Annotated in this window: 19 protein-coding genes; 18 read left to right on the top strand and 1 reads right to left on the bottom strand. The window is 61.7% G+C overall.

The genetic code is table 11. The features are described 5' to 3' along the window. From phnL to phnN, 9 genes are all read left to right on the top strand, one after another. Window positions 1-708 (top strand): phosphonate C-P lyase system protein PhnL, encoded by a 708-nt coding sequence (phnL, locus tag QA646_RS17585; protein WP_283056656.1) that lies wholly within the window; start codon window positions 1-3, stop codon window positions 706-708. Then, window positions 705-1,322: a DapH/DapD/GlmU-related protein gene (locus QA646_RS17580; protein WP_283056655.1), complete on the top strand. Its 618-nt coding sequence runs from the start codon at window positions 705-707 to the stop codon at window positions 1,320-1,322. Before phnL ends, QA646_RS17580 begins: the two co-directional genes overlap by 4 nt. Window positions 1,323-1,620: 298 nt before the next feature. Further along, window positions 1,621-2,475 (top strand): phosphonate ABC transporter ATP-binding protein, encoded by an 855-nt coding sequence (gene phnC / locus QA646_RS17575; RefSeq protein WP_283056654.1) that lies wholly within the window; start codon window positions 1,621-1,623, stop codon window positions 2,473-2,475. Between the two features lie 92 nt (window positions 2,476-2,567). Beyond that, a complete protein-coding gene (gene phnD / locus QA646_RS17570; protein WP_283056653.1) occupies window positions 2,568-3,473 on the top strand; it encodes a phosphonate ABC transporter substrate-binding protein in 906 nt (301 codons plus the stop codon). 248 nt (window positions 3,474-3,721) lie between these two features. Then, a complete protein-coding gene (gene phnE, locus QA646_RS17565) occupies window positions 3,722-4,702 on the top strand; it encodes a phosphonate ABC transporter, permease protein PhnE (protein ID WP_283056652.1) in 981 nt (326 codons plus the stop codon). Between the two features lie 8 nt (window positions 4,703-4,710). Further along, window positions 4,711-6,057, top strand: a complete 1,347-nt coding sequence (gene phnE, locus QA646_RS17560) for a phosphonate ABC transporter, permease protein PhnE (RefSeq protein ID WP_283056651.1) — start codon at window positions 4,711-4,713, stop codon at window positions 6,055-6,057. A gap of 186 nt (window positions 6,058-6,243) precedes the next feature. Continuing rightward, entirely contained in the window at window positions 6,244-6,930 is a 687-nt protein-coding gene (locus tag QA646_RS17555; RefSeq protein ID WP_283056650.1) for a DUF1045 domain-containing protein, read from the top strand. Between the two features lie 16 nt (window positions 6,931-6,946). Next, complete coding sequence (locus QA646_RS17550; protein ID WP_283056649.1) at window positions 6,947-8,086, top strand: alpha-D-ribose 1-methylphosphonate 5-triphosphate diphosphatase; 1,140 nt, start codon at window positions 6,947-6,949, stop codon at window positions 8,084-8,086. Continuing rightward, window positions 8,083-8,685 carry a phosphonate metabolism protein/1,5-bisphosphokinase (PRPP-forming) PhnN gene (gene phnN / locus QA646_RS17545; RefSeq protein WP_283056648.1) on the top strand — a complete coding sequence of 201 codons (603 nt, stop codon included), beginning with the start codon at window positions 8,083-8,085 and terminating at the stop codon, window positions 8,683-8,685. The genes QA646_RS17550 and phnN overlap by 4 nt, the downstream gene beginning before the upstream one ends. A 207-nt stretch (window positions 8,686-8,892) precedes the next feature. Here the strand turns inward: phnN and polA are convergent, their stop codons facing one another. Then, window positions 8,893-11,895: a DNA polymerase I gene (gene polA, locus QA646_RS17540; RefSeq protein ID WP_283056647.1), complete on the bottom strand. Its 3,003-nt coding sequence runs from the start codon at window positions 11,893-11,895 to the stop codon at window positions 8,893-8,895. A gap of 446 nt (window positions 11,896-12,341) precedes the next feature. On the opposite strand from polA, the gene QA646_RS17535 reads away from it, so the two are divergent. The 9 genes from QA646_RS17535 to QA646_RS17495 all read left to right on the top strand — a co-directional run bounded on the left by QA646_RS17535 (window position 12,342) and on the right by QA646_RS17495 (window position 21,961). After that, window positions 12,342-12,758: a MarR family transcriptional regulator gene (locus QA646_RS17535; RefSeq protein WP_283058906.1), complete on the top strand. Its 417-nt coding sequence runs from the start codon at window positions 12,342-12,344 to the stop codon at window positions 12,756-12,758. A gap of 113 nt (window positions 12,759-12,871) precedes the next feature. After that, window positions 12,872-14,260: a M20/M25/M40 family metallo-hydrolase gene (locus QA646_RS17530; protein ID WP_283056646.1), complete on the top strand. Its 1,389-nt coding sequence runs from the start codon at window positions 12,872-12,874 to the stop codon at window positions 14,258-14,260. Between the two features lie 182 nt (window positions 14,261-14,442). Then, entirely contained in the window at window positions 14,443-15,522 is a 1,080-nt protein-coding gene (locus tag QA646_RS17525) for a LacI family DNA-binding transcriptional regulator (protein WP_283056645.1), read from the top strand. After that, window positions 15,519-16,541: a polyamine ABC transporter substrate-binding protein gene (locus QA646_RS17520; protein WP_283056644.1), complete on the top strand. Its 1,023-nt coding sequence runs from the start codon at window positions 15,519-15,521 to the stop codon at window positions 16,539-16,541. Before QA646_RS17525 ends, QA646_RS17520 begins: the two co-directional genes overlap by 4 nt. Before the next feature lie 74 nt (window positions 16,542-16,615). After that, a complete protein-coding gene (locus QA646_RS17515; RefSeq protein WP_283056643.1) occupies window positions 16,616-17,446 on the top strand; it encodes an ABC transporter permease in 831 nt (276 codons plus the stop codon). Beyond that, entirely contained in the window at window positions 17,443-18,222 is a 780-nt protein-coding gene (locus QA646_RS17510; RefSeq protein WP_283056642.1) for an ABC transporter permease, read from the top strand. The genes QA646_RS17515 and QA646_RS17510 overlap by 4 nt, the downstream gene beginning before the upstream one ends. After that, entirely contained in the window at window positions 18,215-19,243 is a 1,029-nt protein-coding gene (locus QA646_RS17505; RefSeq protein ID WP_283056641.1) for an ABC transporter ATP-binding protein, read from the top strand. Before QA646_RS17510 ends, QA646_RS17505 begins: the two co-directional genes overlap by 8 nt. Before the next feature lie 4 nt (window positions 19,244-19,247). Next, a complete protein-coding gene (locus QA646_RS17500) occupies window positions 19,248-20,171 on the top strand; it encodes a nucleoside hydrolase (RefSeq protein ID WP_283056640.1) in 924 nt (307 codons plus the stop codon). Beyond that, a complete protein-coding gene (locus QA646_RS17495; RefSeq protein WP_283056639.1) occupies window positions 20,168-21,961 on the top strand; it encodes an adenine deaminase in 1,794 nt (597 codons plus the stop codon). The genes QA646_RS17500 and QA646_RS17495 overlap by 4 nt, the downstream gene beginning before the upstream one ends. Window positions 21,962-22,090: the final 129 nt, after the last annotated feature.

Here is a 22,090-nt window from a genome sequence, read left to right as displayed (position 1 = left end):
ATGGCAACTCCCCTCGTCGTTTCCGAAGTCTTCAAGAGCTTCACCATGCACCTGCGCGACGGCATCCGCCTGCCGGTCGTCGCCGATGTCTCCTTCTCGGTCGCATCGGGCGAATGCGTGGTTCTCGGTGGCCCTTCCGGCATCGGCAAGAGCTCGCTTCTGAAGATGATCTACGGCAACTACGCCGTCGATAGCGGCCAAATCCTGGTGATGCATAAGGAAAGGATCATCGATCTCGCCGCCGCCGATCCGCGCACCGTGCTGGAAGTTCGCCGCCATACCATGGGCTATGTCAGCCAGTTCCTGCGCACCGTACCGCGCGTGGCAGCGATCGACGTGGTTGCCGAGCCGCTGTTGGCGCGTGGCGCAAGTGCCGACATCGCCCGCGAAAGGGCGGGTAGCCTGCTGGCGCAACTCAACCTGCCGGAAGAGCTTTGGCAATTGCCGCCGGCCACCTTCTCCGGCGGCGAACAGCAGCGCGTCAATATCGCCCGCGGCTTCATCACCGATCATGCCATTCTGCTGCTCGACGAGCCGACCGCCTCTCTCGACGCCAGGAATCGTGCCGTCGTTGTCGACATGATCGAAAAGAAAAAAAAGGCGGGCGTCGCCCTGCTCGGCATCTTCCATGACGAGGAGGTGCGCGAAGCCGTCGGCAGCCGCATTCTCGATGTGTCGCAATTTTCACCGAGAAAGTCCGCCGCATGAGCCGCAAATTGGGCGAGACGCCCTTCATCAGCCTCTCGGCCAGCGTCAGCAATTCGACGCTCGGCCGTTATACCGAAGTCTCCGATCGCTGCCGGATCGATGAAACCGAGATCGGCGACTATTCCTACATCATGCAGGATGGCGCGGTCTGGTGCGCGACGATCGGCAAGTTCGTCAACATCGCCGCCGCGGTACGCATCAACGCCACCAACCACCCGACCTGGCGGGCGACGCTGCATCATTTCACCTATCGCGCCGCCGACTATTGGCCGGATGCCGATATGGAGACGGATTTTTTCACTTGGCGGCGCAACAACCGCGTGACTATCGGCCATGACGTCTGGATCGGTCACGGCGCCACCATCCTGCCGGGCGTCACCGTCGGCAACGGTGCAGTCATCGGCGCCGGCGCAGTCGTCTCCAAGGATGTCTCCCCCTATACGATCGTCGGCGGCGTGCCGGCCAAGCTCATCCGCCAACGCTTCACCGAAGCGGTCGGCGAGCGCATGGACAAGCTTGCCTGGTGGGATTGGGATCACGCCACATTACGCACTGCGCTTGACGACTTCCGCGCCCTTTCGGCCGAGGAATTCCTGATCCGCTACGGCGCCTGACGCCACTGCGGGCCGCACAATCCTTACGCGAATGCCTTTCGAAGCCCGAAAACTCCTGCGGTTTTCGGGCTTTCGCATGCCGTGACGGAAGGGCGCAAACATAGAGGATTGTAACAGCAGTTACATAATTCTGACATTGGAGCTTCACGAACGGGGACTAATGCGTTGCCTATGCTCCAGCGCATGGCCCTTCGAAATTTTCTTCGAAGCGAAAGTCCGTGCGCTCGTCCAACAGGTTTCCGCTGCGCCAACGTCAACGATTGTTGCGGAGCCGGGCAGCCGCGAAAGGGAAGGCTTCATGTTCGAGCTGAAGAATGTCTCGCGCCGATTCGGAAACAAGCTCGCTGTCGATTCCGTGACGCTGGACATTCCGCAAGGACAGATGGTCGGCGTCATCGGCCGCTCGGGCGCCGGCAAGTCTACGCTGCTGCGCATGATCAACCGTCTTGCCGATCCAAGCTCCGGCTCGATTCATTTCGCCGGCATCGAAGTTTCCAAACTGCGTGGCCGGGCGTTGCGCAACTGGCAGCGCGATTGCGCCATGATCTTCCAGCAGTTCAACCTGGTTCCCCGCCTCGACGTGCTCACCAATGTCATGCTGGGGCGCCTGAACCAGCGCTCGACGGCGCTCAGCCTGCTGTCCATCTTCAGCCGCGAAGAGCGCATCGAAGCCATCGCGGCGCTTGAACGCCTCAGCATCGAGCAGACGGCGTTGCAGATGGCCGGCACGCTGTCGGGCGGCCAGCAGCAGCGTGTCGCCATCGCCCGCGCCCTTATGCAGCAGCCGAAGATGATGCTCGCCGACGAGCCGATCGCCTCGCTCGATCCGCTGAACGCCAAGATCGTCATGGATGCGCTGCGCGATATCAACGAGCGCGAGGGCATCACCGTCATCACCAACCTGCACACGCTGGATACGGCACGCAACTACTGCGAACGCATCGTCGGCATGGCAGCCGGCCGTGTCGTGTTCGACGGCAAGCCGGCTGAACTGACGGCCGCGGCCGTCAAGGAAATCTACGGCACCGGCAAGGATGGCGCCGGCGTCGACGAGACGATGACATCCACCGCCATCACTCTTTCCGATCAGCCCGCGCAAGCCGCGCCAAACGCATCTGCCGGCCTGCAACCGCTGGCACTGGCCGGTCTCTGAGGGAGACGGCCGCGATCGAAGGCCCGCGTCAAGGGCGCATTTCTTCTAGACCGAAGACATCCGGGGACACCGGCTAATCAGGAGACGAACCCATGTTGAAGAAGACCCTTCTCGCAGCCACGGCGCTTCTCGCGCTCGCTGGCGGCGCTGCCGCTCAGGACATCAAGGAATTCCGCGTTGGTATTCTCGGTGGCGAAAACGAAGCCGACCGCCTGCGCAACTATGCCTGCCTCTCCGACCACCTGAAGAAGGAGTTCGGTTTCGAGAAGGTATCGCTGTTCCCGGCTGCCGACTATGACGGCGTCATCCAGGGCCTGCTCGGCGGCACGCTCGACTTCGCCGAACTCGGCGCTTCCGGCTATGCGGCCACCTACATCAAGGATCCGAAGGCCGTTACCCCGATCCTGACCACGCAGCAGACTGACGGTTCGACCGGCTATTACTCGATCGGTCTCGCGCTGAAGTCCTCCGGCATCAAGACGATCGCTGATGCCAAGGGCAAGAAGCTCGGCTACGCCGATCCGGACTCCACCTCGGGCTACCTCGTTCCGCTGACGCAGATTCCGAAGACCACCGGCATGCCGAACGACAAGTTCTTCGCTTCGACCCAGTTCAACGGCGGTCACGAAAACAACCTGCTCGCCGCCTATGACGGCAAGGTCGACGTTGCCGTTGACGACTCTTCGGGCCTCGGCGATTTCAAGGACGGCTACACCTCCGGTACCTTCCGCAAGGAAGTCGACAAGGGCGCTGTCGATCCGAACAAGCTCGTCGAAGTCTGGCGCTCGCCGCTGATCCCGAACGGCCCGCTCGTCGTTCGCAACGCTCTCGGCACCGAATGGCAGGCCAAGCTGACCGACTTTTTCATGAAGCTCCCGACCGCCGACGCCAAGTGCTTCTCCGCGATCGAAGGCGGCGACTTCAAGGGCTACGTCAAGGTGAACCAGGACTTCTACAAGGCCGTTGTCGAAGTTCGTAAGGCTGCCATCGGCGGCTGATCGGCTCATCAATCAACCCCTTCTCCCCGTCGGGGAGAAGGTGGCGCGAGCGATAGAGCGCAGCGACATCGTGAGTGACGGATGAGGGGGCGTGGTGCGCTCCACCTCCGCCAGAACCGGAACACGGGACCGGGGACGCAGCATATTTCAAGGTCGCCTTACGGTGCAACGCCCCCTCAACCTGCCCTGCGGGCATCCTTCTCCCCGCCGGGGAGAAGGTAGATTTCTTTTTCAAAGACGATGATCTCATGACGATTGCCGATACTCAGCTACAGACGCAAGGCACTCCTCAGAGCGCCAAGGATATCGGCGACGCCTGGAGCAGGATGGTGGCGCGCCGCCGCCTCTATACCGGCATCGGCCTGCTGATCCTGATCCTCGCTTTCGTCAGTTCCGTTCGCTTTGCCGACGAGAGCAATGCCGGCCATTTCTTCGACCGCCTGCCGCATCTTTTCGATTTCCTGAGCTGGCTCATCCCCAAGGATTGGGCCGACGTCTATCGCGCGCTCTTCGACCTGCCGAGCCCCAACGGCGCAAACGGCGTCGGCGGCGAGGAATTCAATTTCCCGCTCGGCCGCGTCTATGTCTGGGGCGATTTCTATATCCCGGAATATTTCGAGCTGATGATCATCACGATCAACGTGGCGCTGGTCTCCACGCTCATCGGCTTCATCGTCGCCTTGCCTCTCAGCTTCTTTGCCGCGCGCAACATGTCGCCGTCGCATCCGCTTCGCCTGGTGACCAAACGCTTCATGGAATTGCTGCGCGCCTTTCCCGAGATCGTCATCGCCGGGCTGTTTTCGGCGATCCTGTCGATCGGTCCGATCGCGGCCATCATCGCCGTCGGCCTGCATACGATCGGCGCGCTCGGCAAGCTCTTCTACGAGGTGATCGAGAATATCGACATGAAGCCGGACGAGGGCATGAAAGCGGTCGGCGCAAGCTGGACGGAGCGCGTTCGTTTCGCCGCCCTGCCGCAGGTTCTGCCGAATTTCATATCCTATGCGCTGCTGCGCCTGGAGATCAACGTCCGCGCTTCGACCATTATCGGCGCCGTTGGCGGCGGCGGTATCGGCGAGGAGCTGAAGCTTTCGATCTCGCGCGGCTTCGGCGCCAAGACGGTGGCGCTCGTGCTGCTGCTTTTCGTGACGATCATCGCCGTCGATCAACTTTCCGCATGGCTCCGTCGCCGTCTTGTCGGCGAACATGCCTTCCTTCTGCAACACTGAGGTTGCCCATGTCCGTCATCGCCGCCGGCCGCATGCAGGAAATCGAAGCCCGCTACCCGGAAATCCTGCACCGATCGTTCCGCCAGCGTTTCGGCGCGCTGATGATCTTTCTCGGCGTGATCCTTTACGGCATCTACGCTGTCTGGTTCTTCGACCTGCCGAAGATCATCGCGGAAGCGCATTGGGAGCGCGTCGGCATCTATCTCAGCGAATGGGTCAGCTACGACGTGCAGCCGGAGTTCCGCGTTTCCGGCGACAACATCAAGGTCAAATATCCGCGTTTTTCGCCGCTAGGCGATAATCCGCATCCGGACTGGGTGACGAACAATCCCGACGGCAGCCTGACGGTCTCCGTCAGCGGCACCAGCCGCAGCGTGACGATTACCAAGACGCAAGCGATCCTGACCGCGCATGGCGTCACCGTTCCGATCGACTTCACCGGCGCTTCGCCGAAGGTTCTCGGCTCGGAGCCACTGCCGTCGTGGATTACGGTTTATGACGACAATATCCTCGCCAATATGGGTTTTGCCGGCGACGTCAGCATTTCCACCGATCGCGTGAAGATCCGCAAGCGTTTCATCGGCTGGGCGAATTTCGTCTTCGATACGCACTCGCCCTTCTTCGATAAGCCGGCGAGCGAAGTCATCAGCCTGATCGTTTCAGGGCCGCGGCTTGAGCCCGACCAGTCCAATCTCTCGCTGGCCTTCGACAATATCTGGAACAATGGCGCATGGCAGCATGGCGATGTCTGGACCAAGCTGTTCCAGACCATCGTCATGGCTTTCCTCGGCACGCTGCTCGGTTCCCTCGCGGCCTTTCCGCTCGCCTTCATGGCAGCGCGCAACATCACGCCGAACCGGCTGGTCAATCAGATATTGAAGCGCTTCTTCGACTTCCTGCGTTCGGTCGACATGCTGATCTGGGCGCTGTTCCTGACCCGAGCCTTCGGCCCCGGCCCGCTCGCCGGCAGCGGCGCAATCTTCCTCACGGAGACCGGCACGCTCGGCAAACTCTACTCCGAAGGGCTGGAGAACATCGACAACAAGCCACGCGAAGGCGTCAAATCGACGGGCTCCTCGACAGTTCTCGTGCATCGCTACGGGATCATGCCGCAGATCGTGCCGGTCATCGTCAGCCAGACCCTCTACCAGTGGGAATCGAATGTGCGCGGCGCCACCATCATCGGCGCTGTCGGCGCCGGCGGTATCGGCCTGAAGCTTTGGGAGGCGATGCGCACCAATGCCAATTGGGAAAACGTCGCCTATATGGTGCTCTTGATCCTGATCGTCGTCTTCCTGTTCGACGCCGCTTCCAACGCACTTCGCTCGCGTCTGATGGGCACGCAAAACAGGTAGGAAGCCTTCGGAAAAAAAACGCGGCGCATCATCATTTTGTCACGGGAATCCGGTAGCGCAGGTCGGCAAGACAACATTGCTCGAGTTCGCTTTAGCCGGATTCGAACCGCTGCTGCCTTGCTGCTCTTGCGGTTTGTCGCAAATCACCCAACAGTGTCTCGCGCCGATTTTCCAAGGAATGCAGCCTTGCGCTATGCTCTCTATTTCACGCCGCCCAAAGACGATCCGCTGACCGCGCTTGCCGCTCGCTGGCTCGGCCGCGATGCATTTTCCGATGAGATCTTTTCCGACAGGGCCATGGGTCCCGTGCCGGAAGGCCATGCCGAACTGACCGCCGATCCGCGCCGATATGGCTTTCACGCCACGCTGAAGGCGCCGTTCGAGCTTGCCGGCTCGGTGACTGAGCGCGATCTTCTCGATGTCGCCGCCGAGTTCGCCGCCCGCACCAAGGCTTTTACGATTCCGGAACTGGTGCTTGGCCAGCTCGGGCATTTCTTCGCGCTGGTACCCGGCTCGCTTTACCAGCCGCTACAGGATTTTGCCTCGCGGGTGGTCAAGACCTTCGAACCGTTCCGCGCGCCGCTTTCGGATCATGATATCACCCGGCGCAATCCGGAAGGCTTGACTGAGCCGCAGCGCGCCAATCTGCTGCGCTGGGGCTATCCCTACGTCAATGACGAGTTCCGTTTCCATATGACGTTGACCGGGCGCGTTCCAACCGAACGTCAAGCCGACATGCACGACGTCCTGCGCGACCGCTTCGCCGACCATATCGGCAAGGCGCTCGCCGTTTCCGGCCTCGCCGTCTTCATCGAAGAAGAGCGCGGCGCTCCTTTTACCGTCCGTTCCTGGCTGCCGCTTTCCGGCGCCTAATAGCGAAAGACCTGACATGACCAAAGAAACCGTCCTTTCCAACGCCCGCATCGTCCTCGAAGATAAGATCGTCGAAGGCTCCGTGCTGATCCGTGACGGTCGTATTGCCGGCATTTCGGAAGGCAAGTCCGCCATCGGTGAGGATTTCGAGGGCGACTATCTGATCCCCGGTCTCGTCGAGCTGCATACGGACCATCTGGAAGCTCACTATTCGCCGCGCCCAGGCGTGCGCTGGAACAAGACGGCGGCCATCCAGGCGCATGACGCCCAGGTCGTCACCTCCGGCATCACCACCGTATTCGACTGCCTGCGCATGGGCTCGGATGAAGACGGCGGTTTCGAGCGCGGCGAAATGCGCGACATGGCCGATGCTATCCAGGCGGCGGAACGCGAGGACCGGTTGCGCGCCGAACACCTGATCCACTTGCGTTGCGAGGTTTCCTCCGACAATGTCCTCGATCATTTCCAGGATTTCGAGAAGGACCCTTACGTCCGTCTGGTTTCACTGATGGACCATGCGCCGGGCCAACGCCAGTTCCAGACCATGGATCAATACATCTTCTACTATCAGAAGAAGCGCGGCCTGAGCGACGAGGCTTTTGCCCGTTTCGTTGCCAAGCGCCAGGAAGAATCGGCCAAATACGCAACGCCGCATCGCGATGCCATCTCCAAGGTCTGCGCCGAACGCGGCATCACGATCGCCAGCCATGACGACGCGACGCTTGCGCATGTCGACGAAGCCATCAATTACGGCGTTCGCCTTGCCGAATTCCCGACCAGCATCGACGCCGCCAAGGCGTCGCACGGCGCGGGCATGAGCGTGCTGATGGGGGCGCCAAACATCGTCCGCGGCAAGTCGCATTCCGGCAATATCGCCGCCCGCGATCTCGCCGAACTCGGCGTGCTCGATGTGTTGTCGTCGGATTATGTGCCGCTCAGCCTACTGCATGCGCCCTTCATCCTTGCGGATGAGGTCGAGAGCATTTCCCTGCCGCAGGCGATCGCCATGGTGACCGCAACTCCCGCAAAGACCGTCAGCCTGAACGACCGTGGCCGTATCGCCGAGGGCCTGCGCGCCGATCTCGTGCGTGTCCGTCGCGATCATGGCGTGCCGGTGACGCGCTCTGTCTGGCGAGAGGGACGGCGTGTCGCATGACGGTCGAGGCCAACAGAAAGCCGGCTAAGAACTTGGCGTCCGACACAGCCGGCATTATGGCCGTGGTGGTCGGACCCAGCGGTGCCGGCAAGGATACGCTGATGAATCTCGCCGCCCGGCATCTCGCCGGCCGGCCGGATGTCCATTTCGTCCGCCGCATCATCACCCGTGAAGGCGATGCCGGCAACGAGGATCACAAAAGCGTCTCGGATGCCGATTTCGACGCCCTGCAGCGCGCCGGCGCCTTTGCTGTTTCCTGGGAAGCGCATGGCCTGAAATACGGAATTCCGGCAGCGGTCCGCGATGAGCTTGCCCTCGGCCATCTCGTCATCGCCAACGGCTCGCGCTCGGTGCTCGACCGTTTCCAGACCGCCTTTCCGCGGCTGAAAGTCATCAACATCACGGCGCAGCGCGAAGTACTAGCCGAGCGGCTGATGGCACGCGGCCGCGAGAGCCGCGAGGACGTGCTGAAGCGGCTGGAACGCGGCTCGCTCACCGTCAACGGCAGCTATGACGTTGCTAATATCGACAACAGCGGCACCCTTGAAGAGGCCGAACGCGCGATCATCGCCGAGCTGGAAGCGTTGATTGCAAGATAAGGCGGCTTGTGCCGCACCTGCGGAAGCTCACGGTGCAACGCCCCCACAACCTGCGCTTCGCGCATCCTTCTCTCCGCTGGAGAGAAGGTAGGGATTTGCGGCACGCTCCATTTTCCCTTCTCCCCTCGGGGAGAAGGTGGCCCGAAGGGTCGGATGAGGGGGCCGCCTCACTATGGGGGCTGACCTTCTGGCTATGCCCGGATTGCCTCAGTGTGCTTCGTCCCAATTGTGAGCCGCGCGCGCGTCCACCTTCAGCGGCACGGACATATCGACCGCCGGCATGGCGGCATTTTCCATGACCGAGACGATGATCGGCGTCGAGCGCTCGACATCGGCGTCTTCGACTTCGAAGATCAGTTCGTCGTGCACCTGCAGCAGCATGCGCACGCGATCGCCAAGACCGGCGGCCGCAAGCGCCGGCTCCATCTTGACCATGGCGCGGCGGATGACGTCGGCGGCCGAGCCCTGGATCGGCGCATTGATCGAGGCGCGTTCGTTGAAGGCTCGCACGGACGGGTTGGAGGAGCGGATTTCCGGAAAATGCACGCGGCGGCCGAAGATGGTCTCGACATATCCCTTGTCGCGGGCGGCAGCCTTGGTGCCTTCCATATAATCGCGAATGCCGGGGAAGCGCTCGAAGTACCGCTTGATGTAGTCGCCGGCTTCCGAACGCTCGATCGAAAGCTGGTTGGCAAGGCCGAAGGCGGAAATGCCGTAGATGATGCCGAAGTTGATCGCCTTGGCGCGACGGCGCACTTCGCTCGGCATGCCCTCGATCGGCACGCTGAACATTTCCGAGGCCGTCATAGCGTGAATATCGACGCCGTCGGCAAAGGCCTGTTCGAGCTGCGGAATATTAGCGACATGCGCCAGCACGCGGAGTTCGATCTGGCTATAGTCGGCCGAGATCAGCTTGTGACCCGGCGTCGAGATGAAAGCCGTGCGGATCTTGCGGCCTTCGGCCGTGCGAACCGGAATGTTCTGCAGGTTAGGCTCGGAGGAGGACAGCCGTCCGGTCGTGGTCGAGGCCAGCGAATAGGAGGTATGGACCCGTTTGGTCTCGGGGTGGACGTAGCCCGGCAAAGCGTCGGTATAAGTGGATTTCAGCTTGGTGAGCTGGCGCCAGTCGACGATCTTGCGCGGCAGTTCGAAGCCGGCGGCGGCCAGATCTTCCAGCACCTGCGCCGAGGTCGACCATTGCCCCGTCTTGGTTTTGTTGCCACCGGCAAGGCCCATCTTGCCAAAGAGAATATCGCCGAGCTGCTTCGGTGACCCGATATTGAAACGCTCGCCGGCCAGCGTGTAAATCTCATCCTCCAGCGCGGCAGCACCCTGCGCCAGCTCGCCGGAGAGGCGCGACAGGATCTGCCGGTCGATGGTGATGCCGCGCTCTTCCATATGGGCCAAAACCGGCACCAGCGGCCGCTCCAAGCGCTCATAGACGCTGGTGAGCTTTTCCGCCGCCAACCGAGGCTTCAGCACCAGCCAAAGCCGCAGCGTCACATCGGCATCTTCGGCGGCGTAGGCCGTGGCCCGGTCGATATCGACGAGATCGAAGGTGACGTTGGATCTGCCGCTTCCGACGACGTCCTTATAGGCGATCGGCTTGTGGCCGAGCCAGCGCTCCGACAGGCTGTCCATGCCGTGGACTGCATTGGCACCGCCGTCAAGCACGTAGGACAGCAGCATGGTGTCATCGAAGGCCTTGAGTTCGATGCCATAACGCTTCATCAGCAGGTAGTCGTATTTCAGGTTCTGCGCGATCTTGAGGACGGAGGGGTCTTCGAGCAGATCCTTCAACCGTGGCAAGGCATCGCGCAGCGGAATCTGATTGTCCACCAGTCCGCCGCCGAGCAGATCGCCGACGCCGTTCTTGTGGCCGAGCGGCACGTAAGCGGCGCGGATGACCGCACCGGAAGGATCGTTCCGGTTATCGGCGATCGCCAGCGAAAAGCCGACAATTTCGGCCTGCATGGCGTCGAGCGAGGTCGTCTCAGTATCGAAGGCAACGATGCCGGTCTCGCGCGCGTCTGCGATCCACTGGTCGAGAGCGGCCACATCTCGGATGGTGACATATGTCGAATGATCGATCGGCGCCGTGGCAAAGCTTGCCGCCCGCGCTTTGGCGAGTTCGGCCGGCTCTGCGGCGCTCTCGGATGCCATACGCGCCTTGACGGCCGGCGCAGGCACGGAAGCACCCTCGGCAGACACCTCGCCACCGGCAACGAGATCGACATTTTCGCCGACATCGAGGTCGGGACCATGGGCGGCCTCGCCCCACTCGACCTTGACCTCGGACGGTTCGATCGCAGCCGCATCGCAATCGCAGGCATCGGCGACGCGGCGCGTGAGCGAAGTGAATTCCATCGCCTTCAGGAAGCCGACCAATTTCGGGCCGTTCTGCGGCTCAAGCACCAATGCCTCGAGCGGCAGTTCCAGCGGCACATCGGTCCTGAGCGTCACCAATTGCCGGGAAATCCGGGCGAGTTCGGCATTGGCGACGATGTTTTCGCGGCGCTTTTGCTGCTTGATCTCGCCGGCGCGGGCGAGCAGCGTGTCGAGATCACCGAACTCTTCCAGAAGCTGCGCAGCCGTCTTCGGGCCGATGCCGGGAATGCCGGGCACGTTATCGACGGAATCGCCGGTCATGGCCTGCAGGTCGATCATCTTTTCCGGCGGCACACCCCACTTCTCGATGACATCGGGGATGCCGATCTGCTTGTCCTTCATGCTGTCATACATGTGGACCATGGGGGTGACGAGCTGCATCAGATCCTTGTCGGAGGAGATGATGGTGACGTCGGCGCCGATCGCTTCGGCCTGGCGGGAGTAAGTGGCGATGATGTCGTCCGCCTCGAAGCCGTCTGTCTCGATGCAAGGCAGATTGAAGGCGCGCGTCGCCTCGCGGATGAGCCCGAATTGCGGGATCAGTTCTTCGGGCGGTGCCGAACGGTTTGCCTTGTAGGCTCCATAGATATCCTTGCGGAATGTCTTCGAGGAATAATCGAAGATGACGGCAAAATGCGTCGGGGTGACGCCGACCGAAGTGTCGCGCGCCGAGGTCAGCAGCTTCCACAGCATGTTGCAGAAACCGGAGACGGCGCCGACCGGCAATCCATCGGATTTGCGCGTCAGCGGCGGCAGGGCATGAAAGGCCCGGAAAATGAAACCGGAGCCGTCGACGAGGAAGAGATGATCACCTTTTTTCATGGAAGCATGGATAGCGTGGCGCACTTCCAACGTCCATATAAAGTTCCATCAGGCGCTGTGCAGACCGGCCAAATTTCTCACTCGAACGTTACCAATTTTTAATCAATCTAATCTGCGGATTCCCTTGAAAAACCATATTTGCAGCCTCATCTCATACTCACCGGCGATTGATTACGCCGAGGGTCTGGCAACCGGCCTGTCCCCCGCCATGTCAGACTTGGACAAAGGCCTATCCCCCTCTCCGGGCCTTTGTCCCCCCTTTAGAGCCGCCATGGTCCCACCTCCAGGCCATGGCGGCTTTTCTATTAGAATTCATTCACATAGCCAGCAAAACAAACCGCAAAATATTACCAGAATTTAACCCGCATCAGCCGCATTCCACCCAAGATTTGATGATTGTTTTACTCCAAAATACGGGCATACTTGCAATCATGGGATTTAATCGCATGGACTCTGCGGCCTACCTTGCCAATCAGATGGCGAAGGGATTTGCCCGCTCGTTGCAACAACGAGCGGCGGGGCTTGGTTTTTCCCCTGGTCAATTTCCGATCCTGCTCGAATTGTGGTCCGAAGACGGGCTGACGCAGAAGCAATTGCTTGAGCGCGTCGATATCGAGCAGGCGACGATGGCCAATACGCTGTCGCGGATGGAACGCGACGGGCTGGTGGAACGCCGGCCGCATCCCTCCGACAAACGCGCGCAACTGGTCTTCCTGACCGGCAAGGCCGCTGCCATGCAGAGCGAAGCCGTCGAAGCGGCGATGGCCGCGGACAAAGAGTTGTTCCGCGGTTTCCGCACCTTCGAGCGCGAGCTGCTGCTCGAATATATCAGGCGCATCCTGGAAAACGCCAAGCATCTCTAGCATCGTGCGTCTCGATTCATTGACCAGATATTCGGAAATTTTCGATTTTCCTGCCTCGAAACCGGGCTGGCTTTGGTCTATCGTCCGGCCAATTTTCACGTAAGGAGTCGGATATGACCGATGTATCGCCCGTTCTCGACCGTGCGGATCAGAACCTTCCGTCCAGTCTCGACAATCTGTTCGACCTGCTGCGCATCAAATCCATCTCGACCGATCCGGCCTTCAAGGCAGAGTGCCGCAAGGCGGCAGAATGGCTGGTCGCCTACCTGACCTCGCTCGGCTTCACCGCCTCCGTGCGCGACACGCCCGGCCATCCGATGGTCGTTGCCCACCATGACGCGGCGCCTGCAGACGCGCCACATTTGCTGTTCTACGGCCACTACGACGTGCAGCCGGTCGATCCGATCGAGCTTTGGGAGAGCGATCCCTTCGCGCCTGCCGTGAAGGACATGGGCAATGGCCGCAAGATCCTGACCGGCCGCGGCACCTCCGACGACAAGGGCCAATTGATGACCTTTGTTGAAGCCGTCCGGGCCTACAAGGAAATCAGGGGCGCGCTTCCGGTCCGCATCACCATCCTGTTCGAAGGCGAGGAGGAATCCGGCTCACCGTCGCTGAAGCCTTTCCTCGAAGCCAACGCCGCCGAGCTGAAGGCAGACTATGCGCTGGTCTGCGACACCGGCATGTGGGACGGCGATACGCCGGCGATCTCGGCGGGCCTGCGCGGCCTCGTCGGCGAAGAAATCATCATCAATGCCGCCGACCGCGATCTGCATTCCGGAATGTTCGGCGGCGCGGCCGCCAATCCGATCCATATCCTCACCGACATCCTCGCCGGTCTGCATGACGAGACCGGCCGCGTCACGCTCGATGGCTTCTATGACGGCGTCGAAGAGACGCCGGGAAACATCAAGGCTTCCTGGGAAACACTCGGCATGACAACCGAAAAATTCCTCGGCGAAGTCGGCCTCTCGATACCCTCGGGCGAAAAGGGCCGTTCGGTGATGGAGCTCACCTGGGCGCGGCCGACGGCCGAGGTCAACGGCATCACGGGGGGCTATACCGGGGCTGGCTTCAAGACCGTGATTGCCGCCAAGGCATCGGCGAAGGTATCGTTCCGCCTTGTCGGGCAGCAGAACCCCGATGCAATCCGCGACAGTTTCCGCGCTTACGTCCGCTCGAAAGTTCCAGCCGACTGCTCGGTGGAATTCCATGCCCACGGCGCCTCGCCGGCAATCCAACTGGCCTATGATTCGCCGGTGCTGACCAAGGCAAAGAATGCACTTTCCAGCGAGTGGCCGAAGCCGGCTATCGTTATCGGCATGGGCGGATCGATCCCGATCGTCGGAGACTTCCAGAAGATGCTCGGCATGGAATCCCTGCTGGTCGGTTTCGGCCTCGCCGACGATCGCATCCATTCGCCGAATGAGAAATACGAGCTGCGATCCTATCACAAGGGCATCCGCTCCTGGATCCGCATCCTCGACGCGCTTGCCGCTTAAGCTTTTCAGACGAGGGCGCGCGAGCGAGATCGCGCTCCCTCCCGCCATTTTCCGCCACGTGCCACCGACGTGGCCGGCATAAGATTGTACCCACCTACGTCAATTTGGATTCGACAAAACCCATCATTTCTTATAGGGGTGATTAAACGATTAATCACTTCATTTATTCAGAGCAAGACTAGATGGCAACCGCGCGCCCCGGCCCCAATCTCAGCAGGATCGCCGCCTCGCTCGGTGTCTCCGTTGCCACGGTATCCAATGCCCTTTCCGGCAAGGGGCGGGTCTCGGCTGAACTGGTAGAGCGCATCCGCGCCACAGCGGCGGAGCTGGGTTATATACCGAGCCAGGCGGGCCGTGCGCTGAGGACCGGGCACAGCGGCGTTCTTGGCCTGGTTCTGCCCGATATCTCCAATCCGCTTTTCCCGCAGATCGCCCAGGCAATCGAACATGCTGCCGCCGTCGCCGGCTATGGTGTGCTGATTGCCGATTCGCGCGGTGACGTCGACATGCAGACGGAGGCTATTCACCGGCTGGTGGAGCGCGGTGTCGACGGCATGGTGATCGTGCCGCGGCGTGGCACGCGCATCGCCGATGCCGACTGTCCCGTGGCCGTCATCGACACGCCCTCGACGCCGGGCAACACCGTTTCCGCCGACCACTGGCAGGGCGGTCGCGAAATCGCCAGGCATCTGCGCAATCTAGGACATCGCAAGATCCTGCTGATCGGCGCCAGCAGCGCCTCAAGCGTGCAGAACGATCGCATCGACGGCTTCAAATCCGCCCTCGACGCGGACATAAAGACCGAGGTTCTCTGGATCGAAAGGCTGGAGGAGCGGGACGGACCCGGCTGTCTGCTGGGATTGGCGGACAAGGTGCAGCAGGGCTTTACGGCCTTTGCCGCCGTTTCCGACCTGCATGCCCTGCGCGCGCTCACCGAATTGCAACGGGCCGGCATCGCCGTACCGGACAGCGCGAGCGTCACCGGCTTCGACGATCTCATCTGGTCGCCGGTCGTAACCCCTGCGCTCACCACAATACGCATGGATATAACGGCGATTGCCGAGATCGCCATCACCGCACTGGTCAGCGCTATCCAAAATGGCGGACGGATCAAGAAGGGGTCTGTGGACGAGCCATTGTCCGGCAGCCGGCTCGTCATTGCGGAGAAATCCCGGGTGCCGATGCAGCTTATCGTCCGTCAATCCACCGGCCCGCTCGGGTTGGCAAAAACGAACCTTTCAGCGGGGGAACTCCTGACATGAAACGATTGCTCCTGGCTTCGGTCACCTTGTTTGCCCTTTCATCGCTCGGCGCACAGGCACAGGAACGAACGCTCACCATTTCGGTCTATGGCTTCGCCCAGGACGACTACAAGAAGCTCGTCTACGATCCTTTCGAAGCCAAATGCGGTTGCAAGCTGGTGGTCGAAACCGGCAACAGCGTCGAGCGCCTGGCGAAGATGCAAGAAAACAAGGCCAGTCCGGTCGTCGACATGGCAGCCGTCTCCATGGCGGACGCGCTGCAGGCCTCCCGCGCCGGCCTGATCGACAAGATCGACACGTCGAAGCTCAGCAACTTCAACAAACTCTACGACGTCGCCAAAGACCCGAACGGCGACGGCATGAGCGTCGGCTATACGTTCTATGCCACCTCGATCGCCTATCGGGCGGACAAGATGAAGATCGATTCCTGGGCCGATCTTCTGAAGCCGGACTATGTCGGTCATGTTGCATGGCCGAACATTACCACCAATCAGGGTCCGCCGGCGCTCTATATGCTGGGCCTTGCGCTTGGCAAGAATACGCCTGACCTCGCTGCCCCGATCGCCGCTGTCGGCGAACACAAGAGCGATATCGTCACCTTCTACGAAAAATCCTCGCAGCTCGTGCAATTGATGCAGCAGGAGGAAATCTGGGCCGCGCCGGTCGGCCGCTTCTCCTGGGCGGGCTTCACCAAGCTCGACACACCCGTCGCCTGGGCAATGCCGAAGGAGGGCCAGACCGGCGGAATGAACGTCATGGTCATCACCAAGGGCTCGAAGAACCAGGACCTCGCTTTGCAGTTCATGGACTTCTGGATCTCGACGGAGGTGCAGACGGCGCTTGCCGCGAAGCTCATCGACAGCCCGGCGAACAAGGATGTGAAGCTGCCCGACGATGTCGCCAAAAACCTGACTTACGGCGAAGACACGGCAAAAAGCCTGAAGCTGATCCCCTCCGCGGTCGCCCTCGACCAGCGCGATAGCTGGGTCAAGGAATGGAATGACAAGGTTGGCCAATAAAGCCATATCGAGACGATATCCCGAATGCCGCATCCGGATATCCACCTTTTCCATTTTCATGAAGGTCAGCCTTAATGTTCCACAATAGGACCGAAGCTCTGGCGCTTGCCCTGCCTGCGGCAGTCTTCGTCGCAGTGGTCTTCCTGGCCCCGGTGATCATCCTGCTCTCGGAGGGCTTTCACACCGCCTCCAGCGGTTGGACTCTTTCGGCCTATATCGGCTTCTTTTCGGAGGCATTGAACCAGACGGTCTTATTGCGCACCCTCCGGCTTGGCGTCGAGGTTACTGCCGTTTCCGCCGTCATCGGTTATGCCAGCGCCTTCGCCATCGTCAACTTGCCGCCGAAGGGCAAGGGCCGCCTGGTGGGTCTCGTTATCCTACCGCTGATGATCTCGCCTGTGGCGCGAACCTATGCCTGGATCGTCATTCTCGGGCGCACCGGCATCGTGAACCGTGCCGTTCTGGGCCTCGGCTTGAGCGACGAGCCGCTGCGCCTGCTATTCAGCGAGACCGCTGTCTTCATCGGCCTTCTGCAGCTCTTCCTGCCGTTGATGATCCTGTCGCTGATCAGCGCGCTTGAGAACATGCCGAAAGATGCCGTTCCTGCCGCCCGGGTCCTTGGCGCCAACTGGTTCCAGGTGTTCTGGAAAGTGGTGCTGCCGCTAACACGCGAGGGATTGGTGATCGGCGGCACGCTGGTCTTCACCGGCTCGCTGACGGCCTATATTACGCCGGCCATTCTCGGCGGCTCGAAAGTGCTGATGCTGGAAACGCTGCTCTATCAGCGCATCTCGGTTTCCAACGACTTTATTTCGGCCAGCGTCATCGCCTTCATCCTCATCGTCATGAGTTTCGGCGCCAATCTGGTGCTGAAGCGGCTCGCGACCGCGAGGAGCCAGGCATGATGCGCCGCCTATTTTCTCCGCTCGTCCTTTTCCTGCTGCTGGTCTTCCTGATCGGCCCTTTCGTCATCATCGTCGCGGCGTCGCTGTCCGGCGGCGAGACGCTGGCCTTTCCGCCGCAGGGCCTGTCGCTGCGCTGGGTGGCAAAGGTCTTCACCATCGACAGCTTCCGCGAAAGCTTCGCCATGTCGATGTTTCTGGCGATCGGCGGCACGCTCTTCGCGCTGATCCTCGGCGTTCCGGCGGCTTACGCGCTGTCGCGCTATAGATTGCCCGGCAGCGAGACGGTCCGCACGATGGTTTCCCTGCCGATCATCGTGCCGGGCATCGTCGTCGGCCTGGCGATCCTGCGCTATCTCGTCGTGCCTTTCTCCTTCGACATCACGCTGGCGCTATTCTTCGCGCATACGGCACTGGTGCTTCCCTATGCCGTCCGCGTAGTCTCGGCCAGCCTCAACAATCTGCGCTCCGATATGGAAGAAGCGGCGGTTCTCCTCGGTTCGTCGCGGCTCGGCGCATTTTTCCGCGTGGTGCTGCCGAATATTCGCAGCGGCGTGCTCGCCGCCTTCATCCTCGGCTTCGTCACCAGCTTCAATCAGGTACCGGTATCGCTGTTTCTCGCCAGGCCGGGCGTACAGACGCTGCCGATCGACATGCTCGGCTATATGGAAACGACCTACGATCCTTCCGTCGCGGCATTATCGGCGCTGCTTGCCTTCCTCTCCATCGGCATCGTCTTCCTTGCCGAACGTTTCTTGGGATTTTCGCGCTATGTCTGACCCCTCCTACCTTACGTTGGACAGACTGACGCTCGCCTATGGCGATACGGTCGCGGTCAAGGACCTCGATCTGTCGATCGGCAAAGGCGAGCTTGTGGCCCTGCTCGGGCCCTCCGGCTGCGGCAAGACGACGACGATGCGGGCGATTGCCGGACTGCTCGCGCCAGCATCCGGCAAGATCTGGCTCGATGGCGCCGACATTACCCGCGTTTCCGCCAACAAGCGTGCCGTCGGCCTCGTCTTCCAATCCTACGCGCTGTTTCCGCACCTCACCGTCTATGAAAACGTCGCCTTCGGCCTACGTCTCAAGGGTATGCGAGGCCATGATCTCGATACCCGTGTGGGTACCGGCCTGAAATCGGTGGGTCTCGCCAGCTTCTCCAGCCGTAAGCCCGGCGAATTGTCCGGCGGCCAGCAGCAGCGCGTGGCGCTGGCGCGATCGATGGTGATGGAGCCGAAGGTGTTGCTGCTCGACGAACCACTGTCGAACCTCGACGCCCGCCTGCGCCTGGAAATGCGTACCGAGCTGCAACGGGTGCAGAAGGAAACCGGCGTAACGATGATCTTCGTCACCCATGATCAGGTGGAGGCGCTGGCGCTGGCGGACCGCATCGTCGTCATGGTGAACGGCGGCATCGAGCAGATCGGCACACCGGAGGATATCTACAACAGGCCGATTTCGGCCTTCGTTGCCGATTTCGTCGGCTTCGAGAATGTCTTTGCGCTGGAGAATGGCAGGCTGAAGACGGCGAACGGCGCCGTTACGCTTTCATCCCCTGCGCCCTCGTCTGCGGCGGGCATGGCCTGGCGGCCGCGCGCGGTGACCCTGGGTTCAGGTCCTTTTCGGGGTACCGTGCGCGGCACGTCTTTCGCCGGCGACAGCCGCGAATATCTGCTCGACACGCCGCTCGGGCCGATCAGAGCCGAAGTGGACGCGGCCGCGGCCGTTCACGCCATGGGCAGCGAGCTCGCCTTCGACCTGCCGGTCGCAGCCGCAGCATCGCTGGCAAAACACGGATAGGGCCATGGGAATATGGATCGATACCGATATGGGGTTCGACGATATCGCCGCCATTCTGGTGGTGGCGCATTCGAGCCTGACGATCGACGGCGTTTCGCTGGTAAGCGGCAATGTGCCGCTTGCGCAGGTGCGCCACAACGCCGCCAGTGCCGCCGCGGCTTTCGGCTGGGAATTTCCCATCTACACGGGCCGCAAATTGCCGGTGCTTTGCAAGCTGGAAACGGCGCAGCGCGTTCTCGGGCAAAGCGGCATGCCAACCATGGGCAAGAGCCTGCCGCCAGCAAATGAATTGCCGGCAAGCGATGCCTTTACCGCCCTCTGCGACTGGCTGGAGCGCGACGCAGAGCCGAAGCGCATCCTGGCGCTCGGGCCGCTCACCAATATCGCTGCGTTGGCGCTGGCCCGGCCCGATCTTGCCGCCCGCATCGACGAGCTCACCTGGATGGGCGGCGGCCTGACCTCCGGCAACCATACAGCCTCCGCCGAATTCAATGCCTATGCCGATCCGGAGGCGCTTGCCATCGTGCTTACCCATCACCTGCCGCTGCGAATGATCGATCTCGATATCTGCCGCAAGGTACTGGCGCGGCCTGACGATGTCGACCTTGTGCGCCAGGCTGCCGGTAAAAACGCCGAACTGCTTGGCGATCTCCTGGGCGGCTACGTCAACATCGGGATCAGCCGCGGCCGTCCCGCCATGGCGATCTATGATCCGACCGCTGCCGCCATCTTCATCGCCCCCGAGATAGTCACACTTCAGCATGCCCGGATCGATGTCGAGCTGCAGGGGCGGCACACCCGCGGGCGCACCGTCGTCGAGACGCGCGCGTCACATGCGGAGTTCAATGCCCATTTTGCAGCCGAGATCGACGCCGACATGGCGCGCGCCATCATTTTCGGTGCATTGATCAACGAGGCACGCCGATGATCCGACATTCCCCAAGCGAGCCCGCCGATCTCAATTTGCCCGACCTGCGCGCGCGTGCGGTCGCTGCTGCCCGCGGCGATGCACCTTTCGACCTGCTGATCGCGGGTGGCCGTCTGGTCGACATGGTGACCGGTCAGATCCGGGCCGCCGATATCGGCATCGTCGGTGCGCTGATCGCGAGCGTCCATGCGCCGGGCGGCCGAACGGACGCCACCAGCGCGATCGACGCCAGCGGCGCCTTTCTCTCTCCCGGCCTGATCGATACGCACATGCACATCGAAAGCTCGATGGTGACGCCGGCGACCTATGCCGAAGCCGTGTTGCCGCATGGGGTGACGACGGTCGTCTGGGATCCGCATGAGTTCGGCAATGTACATGGCCTCGACGGCGTGCGCTGGGCGATCGAGGCAACACGATCGCTGCCGCTCCGCGTGATCCCGCTTGCGCCTTCCTGTGTACCCTCCGCCCCTGGGCTGGAACTGGCGGGCGCCGATTTCGATGCTTCCGCCATGGCCGACATGCTGGCCTGGCCCGAAATTGCCGGTGTTGCCGAGGTCATGACCATGCGCGGCGTTATCGACGGCGACCCGCGCGCAAGTGCGATCGTCAATGCCGGGCTGCGATCCGGCAAGCTCGTCTGCGGCCATGCCCGGGGACTGGAAAGCGCCGATCTCAACGCGTTCATGGCGGCCGGTGTCTCCTCCGACCATGAGCTGACATCCGGCGCCGATCTCCTCTCCAAACTGTCCGCCGGCATGACGATCGAGCTGCGCGGCTCGCATGACCACCTGCTCAAGCAATTCGTTGATGTCATCAAAAATCTCGGCTTCATGCCGCAGACGGTGACGCTCTGCACCGATGATGTCTTTCCGGACGAGCTGCATTTCGACGGTGGCCTGGACGATGTCGTCCGCCGCCTGGTGCGCGACGGGCTGAAGCCCGAATGGGCGTTAAGGGCGGCAACGCTGAACGCCGCGATGCGGCTCGGCCGCAACGATCTCGGCCTGATCGCCGCCGGCCGCCGCGCCGACATCGCCATTTTTGAGGACCTTCAGGATTTCAAGGCGAAGCTGGTGATCGCCAACGGCAGGATCGTTGCCGAGGCTGGCAGGATCACCGGCACGATCGCTCATGTCGACACCACGCCGCTGCAGAATTCGGTCAAACTCGCGCCTTTCAGCGAAGACGATTTTGGTGTGCCGGCCGCTGGCAATCGTGTGCGCCTGGCGACGATCGACCAGCCGCGCTTCACGCAATGGGGCGAGATAGAGGCTGATGTCATGGACGGATTCGTCGTGCCGCCTGCCGGGACCACGATGATCGCCATCGCTCACCGCCACGGCAAAGCGGACGGACGACCGCGCGTCGGCTTTCTCACCGGTTGGGGCGAGTGGCGCGGCGCCTTCTGTACAACGGTCTCGCATGACAGCCACAATCTGACGGTTTTCGGCGGCAATGTCAGGGATATGACGGTTGCTGCCAACGCCGTCATCGCTGCCGGCGGCGGGATGGCCGTTGTGTCGAACGGTCAAGTCGACATGCTGCTGCCCCTGCCCCTATCCGGGCTGGTGGCCGCAATGCCCCTCGAAGAAACCGCCCTCGCCTTCCGCGCCGTCCGTAAAGCGATGGAGAAAATCACCAAATGGCGGCCGCCTTACCTCGTCTTCAAAGCCTGCTTCGGCGCGACGCTCGCTTGCAACATCGGACCGCACCAGACGGATCGCGGCATTGCCGATGTGGTGACGGGGCGAGTGTTGGAGACGCCGGTATTGCCTTCCGCCCTCGGGTAGAGGGAGCCTGCCCCTTCAACAAGCTCAGGAGGGCGCGAGGAGCGGTAGCTCCGAGCATTCCGAACGTTAAGAGTGATCCTGACGGTGCAACGCCCCTTCAACCCGAGCTTCGCTCGACCTTCTCCCCGC

Source organism: Rhizobium sp. CB3090 (assembly GCF_029714285.1).
GTDB lineage: Bacteria > Pseudomonadota > Alphaproteobacteria > Rhizobiales > Rhizobiaceae > Rhizobium.
This window is presented reverse-complemented; position numbering and strand designations above follow the sequence as displayed.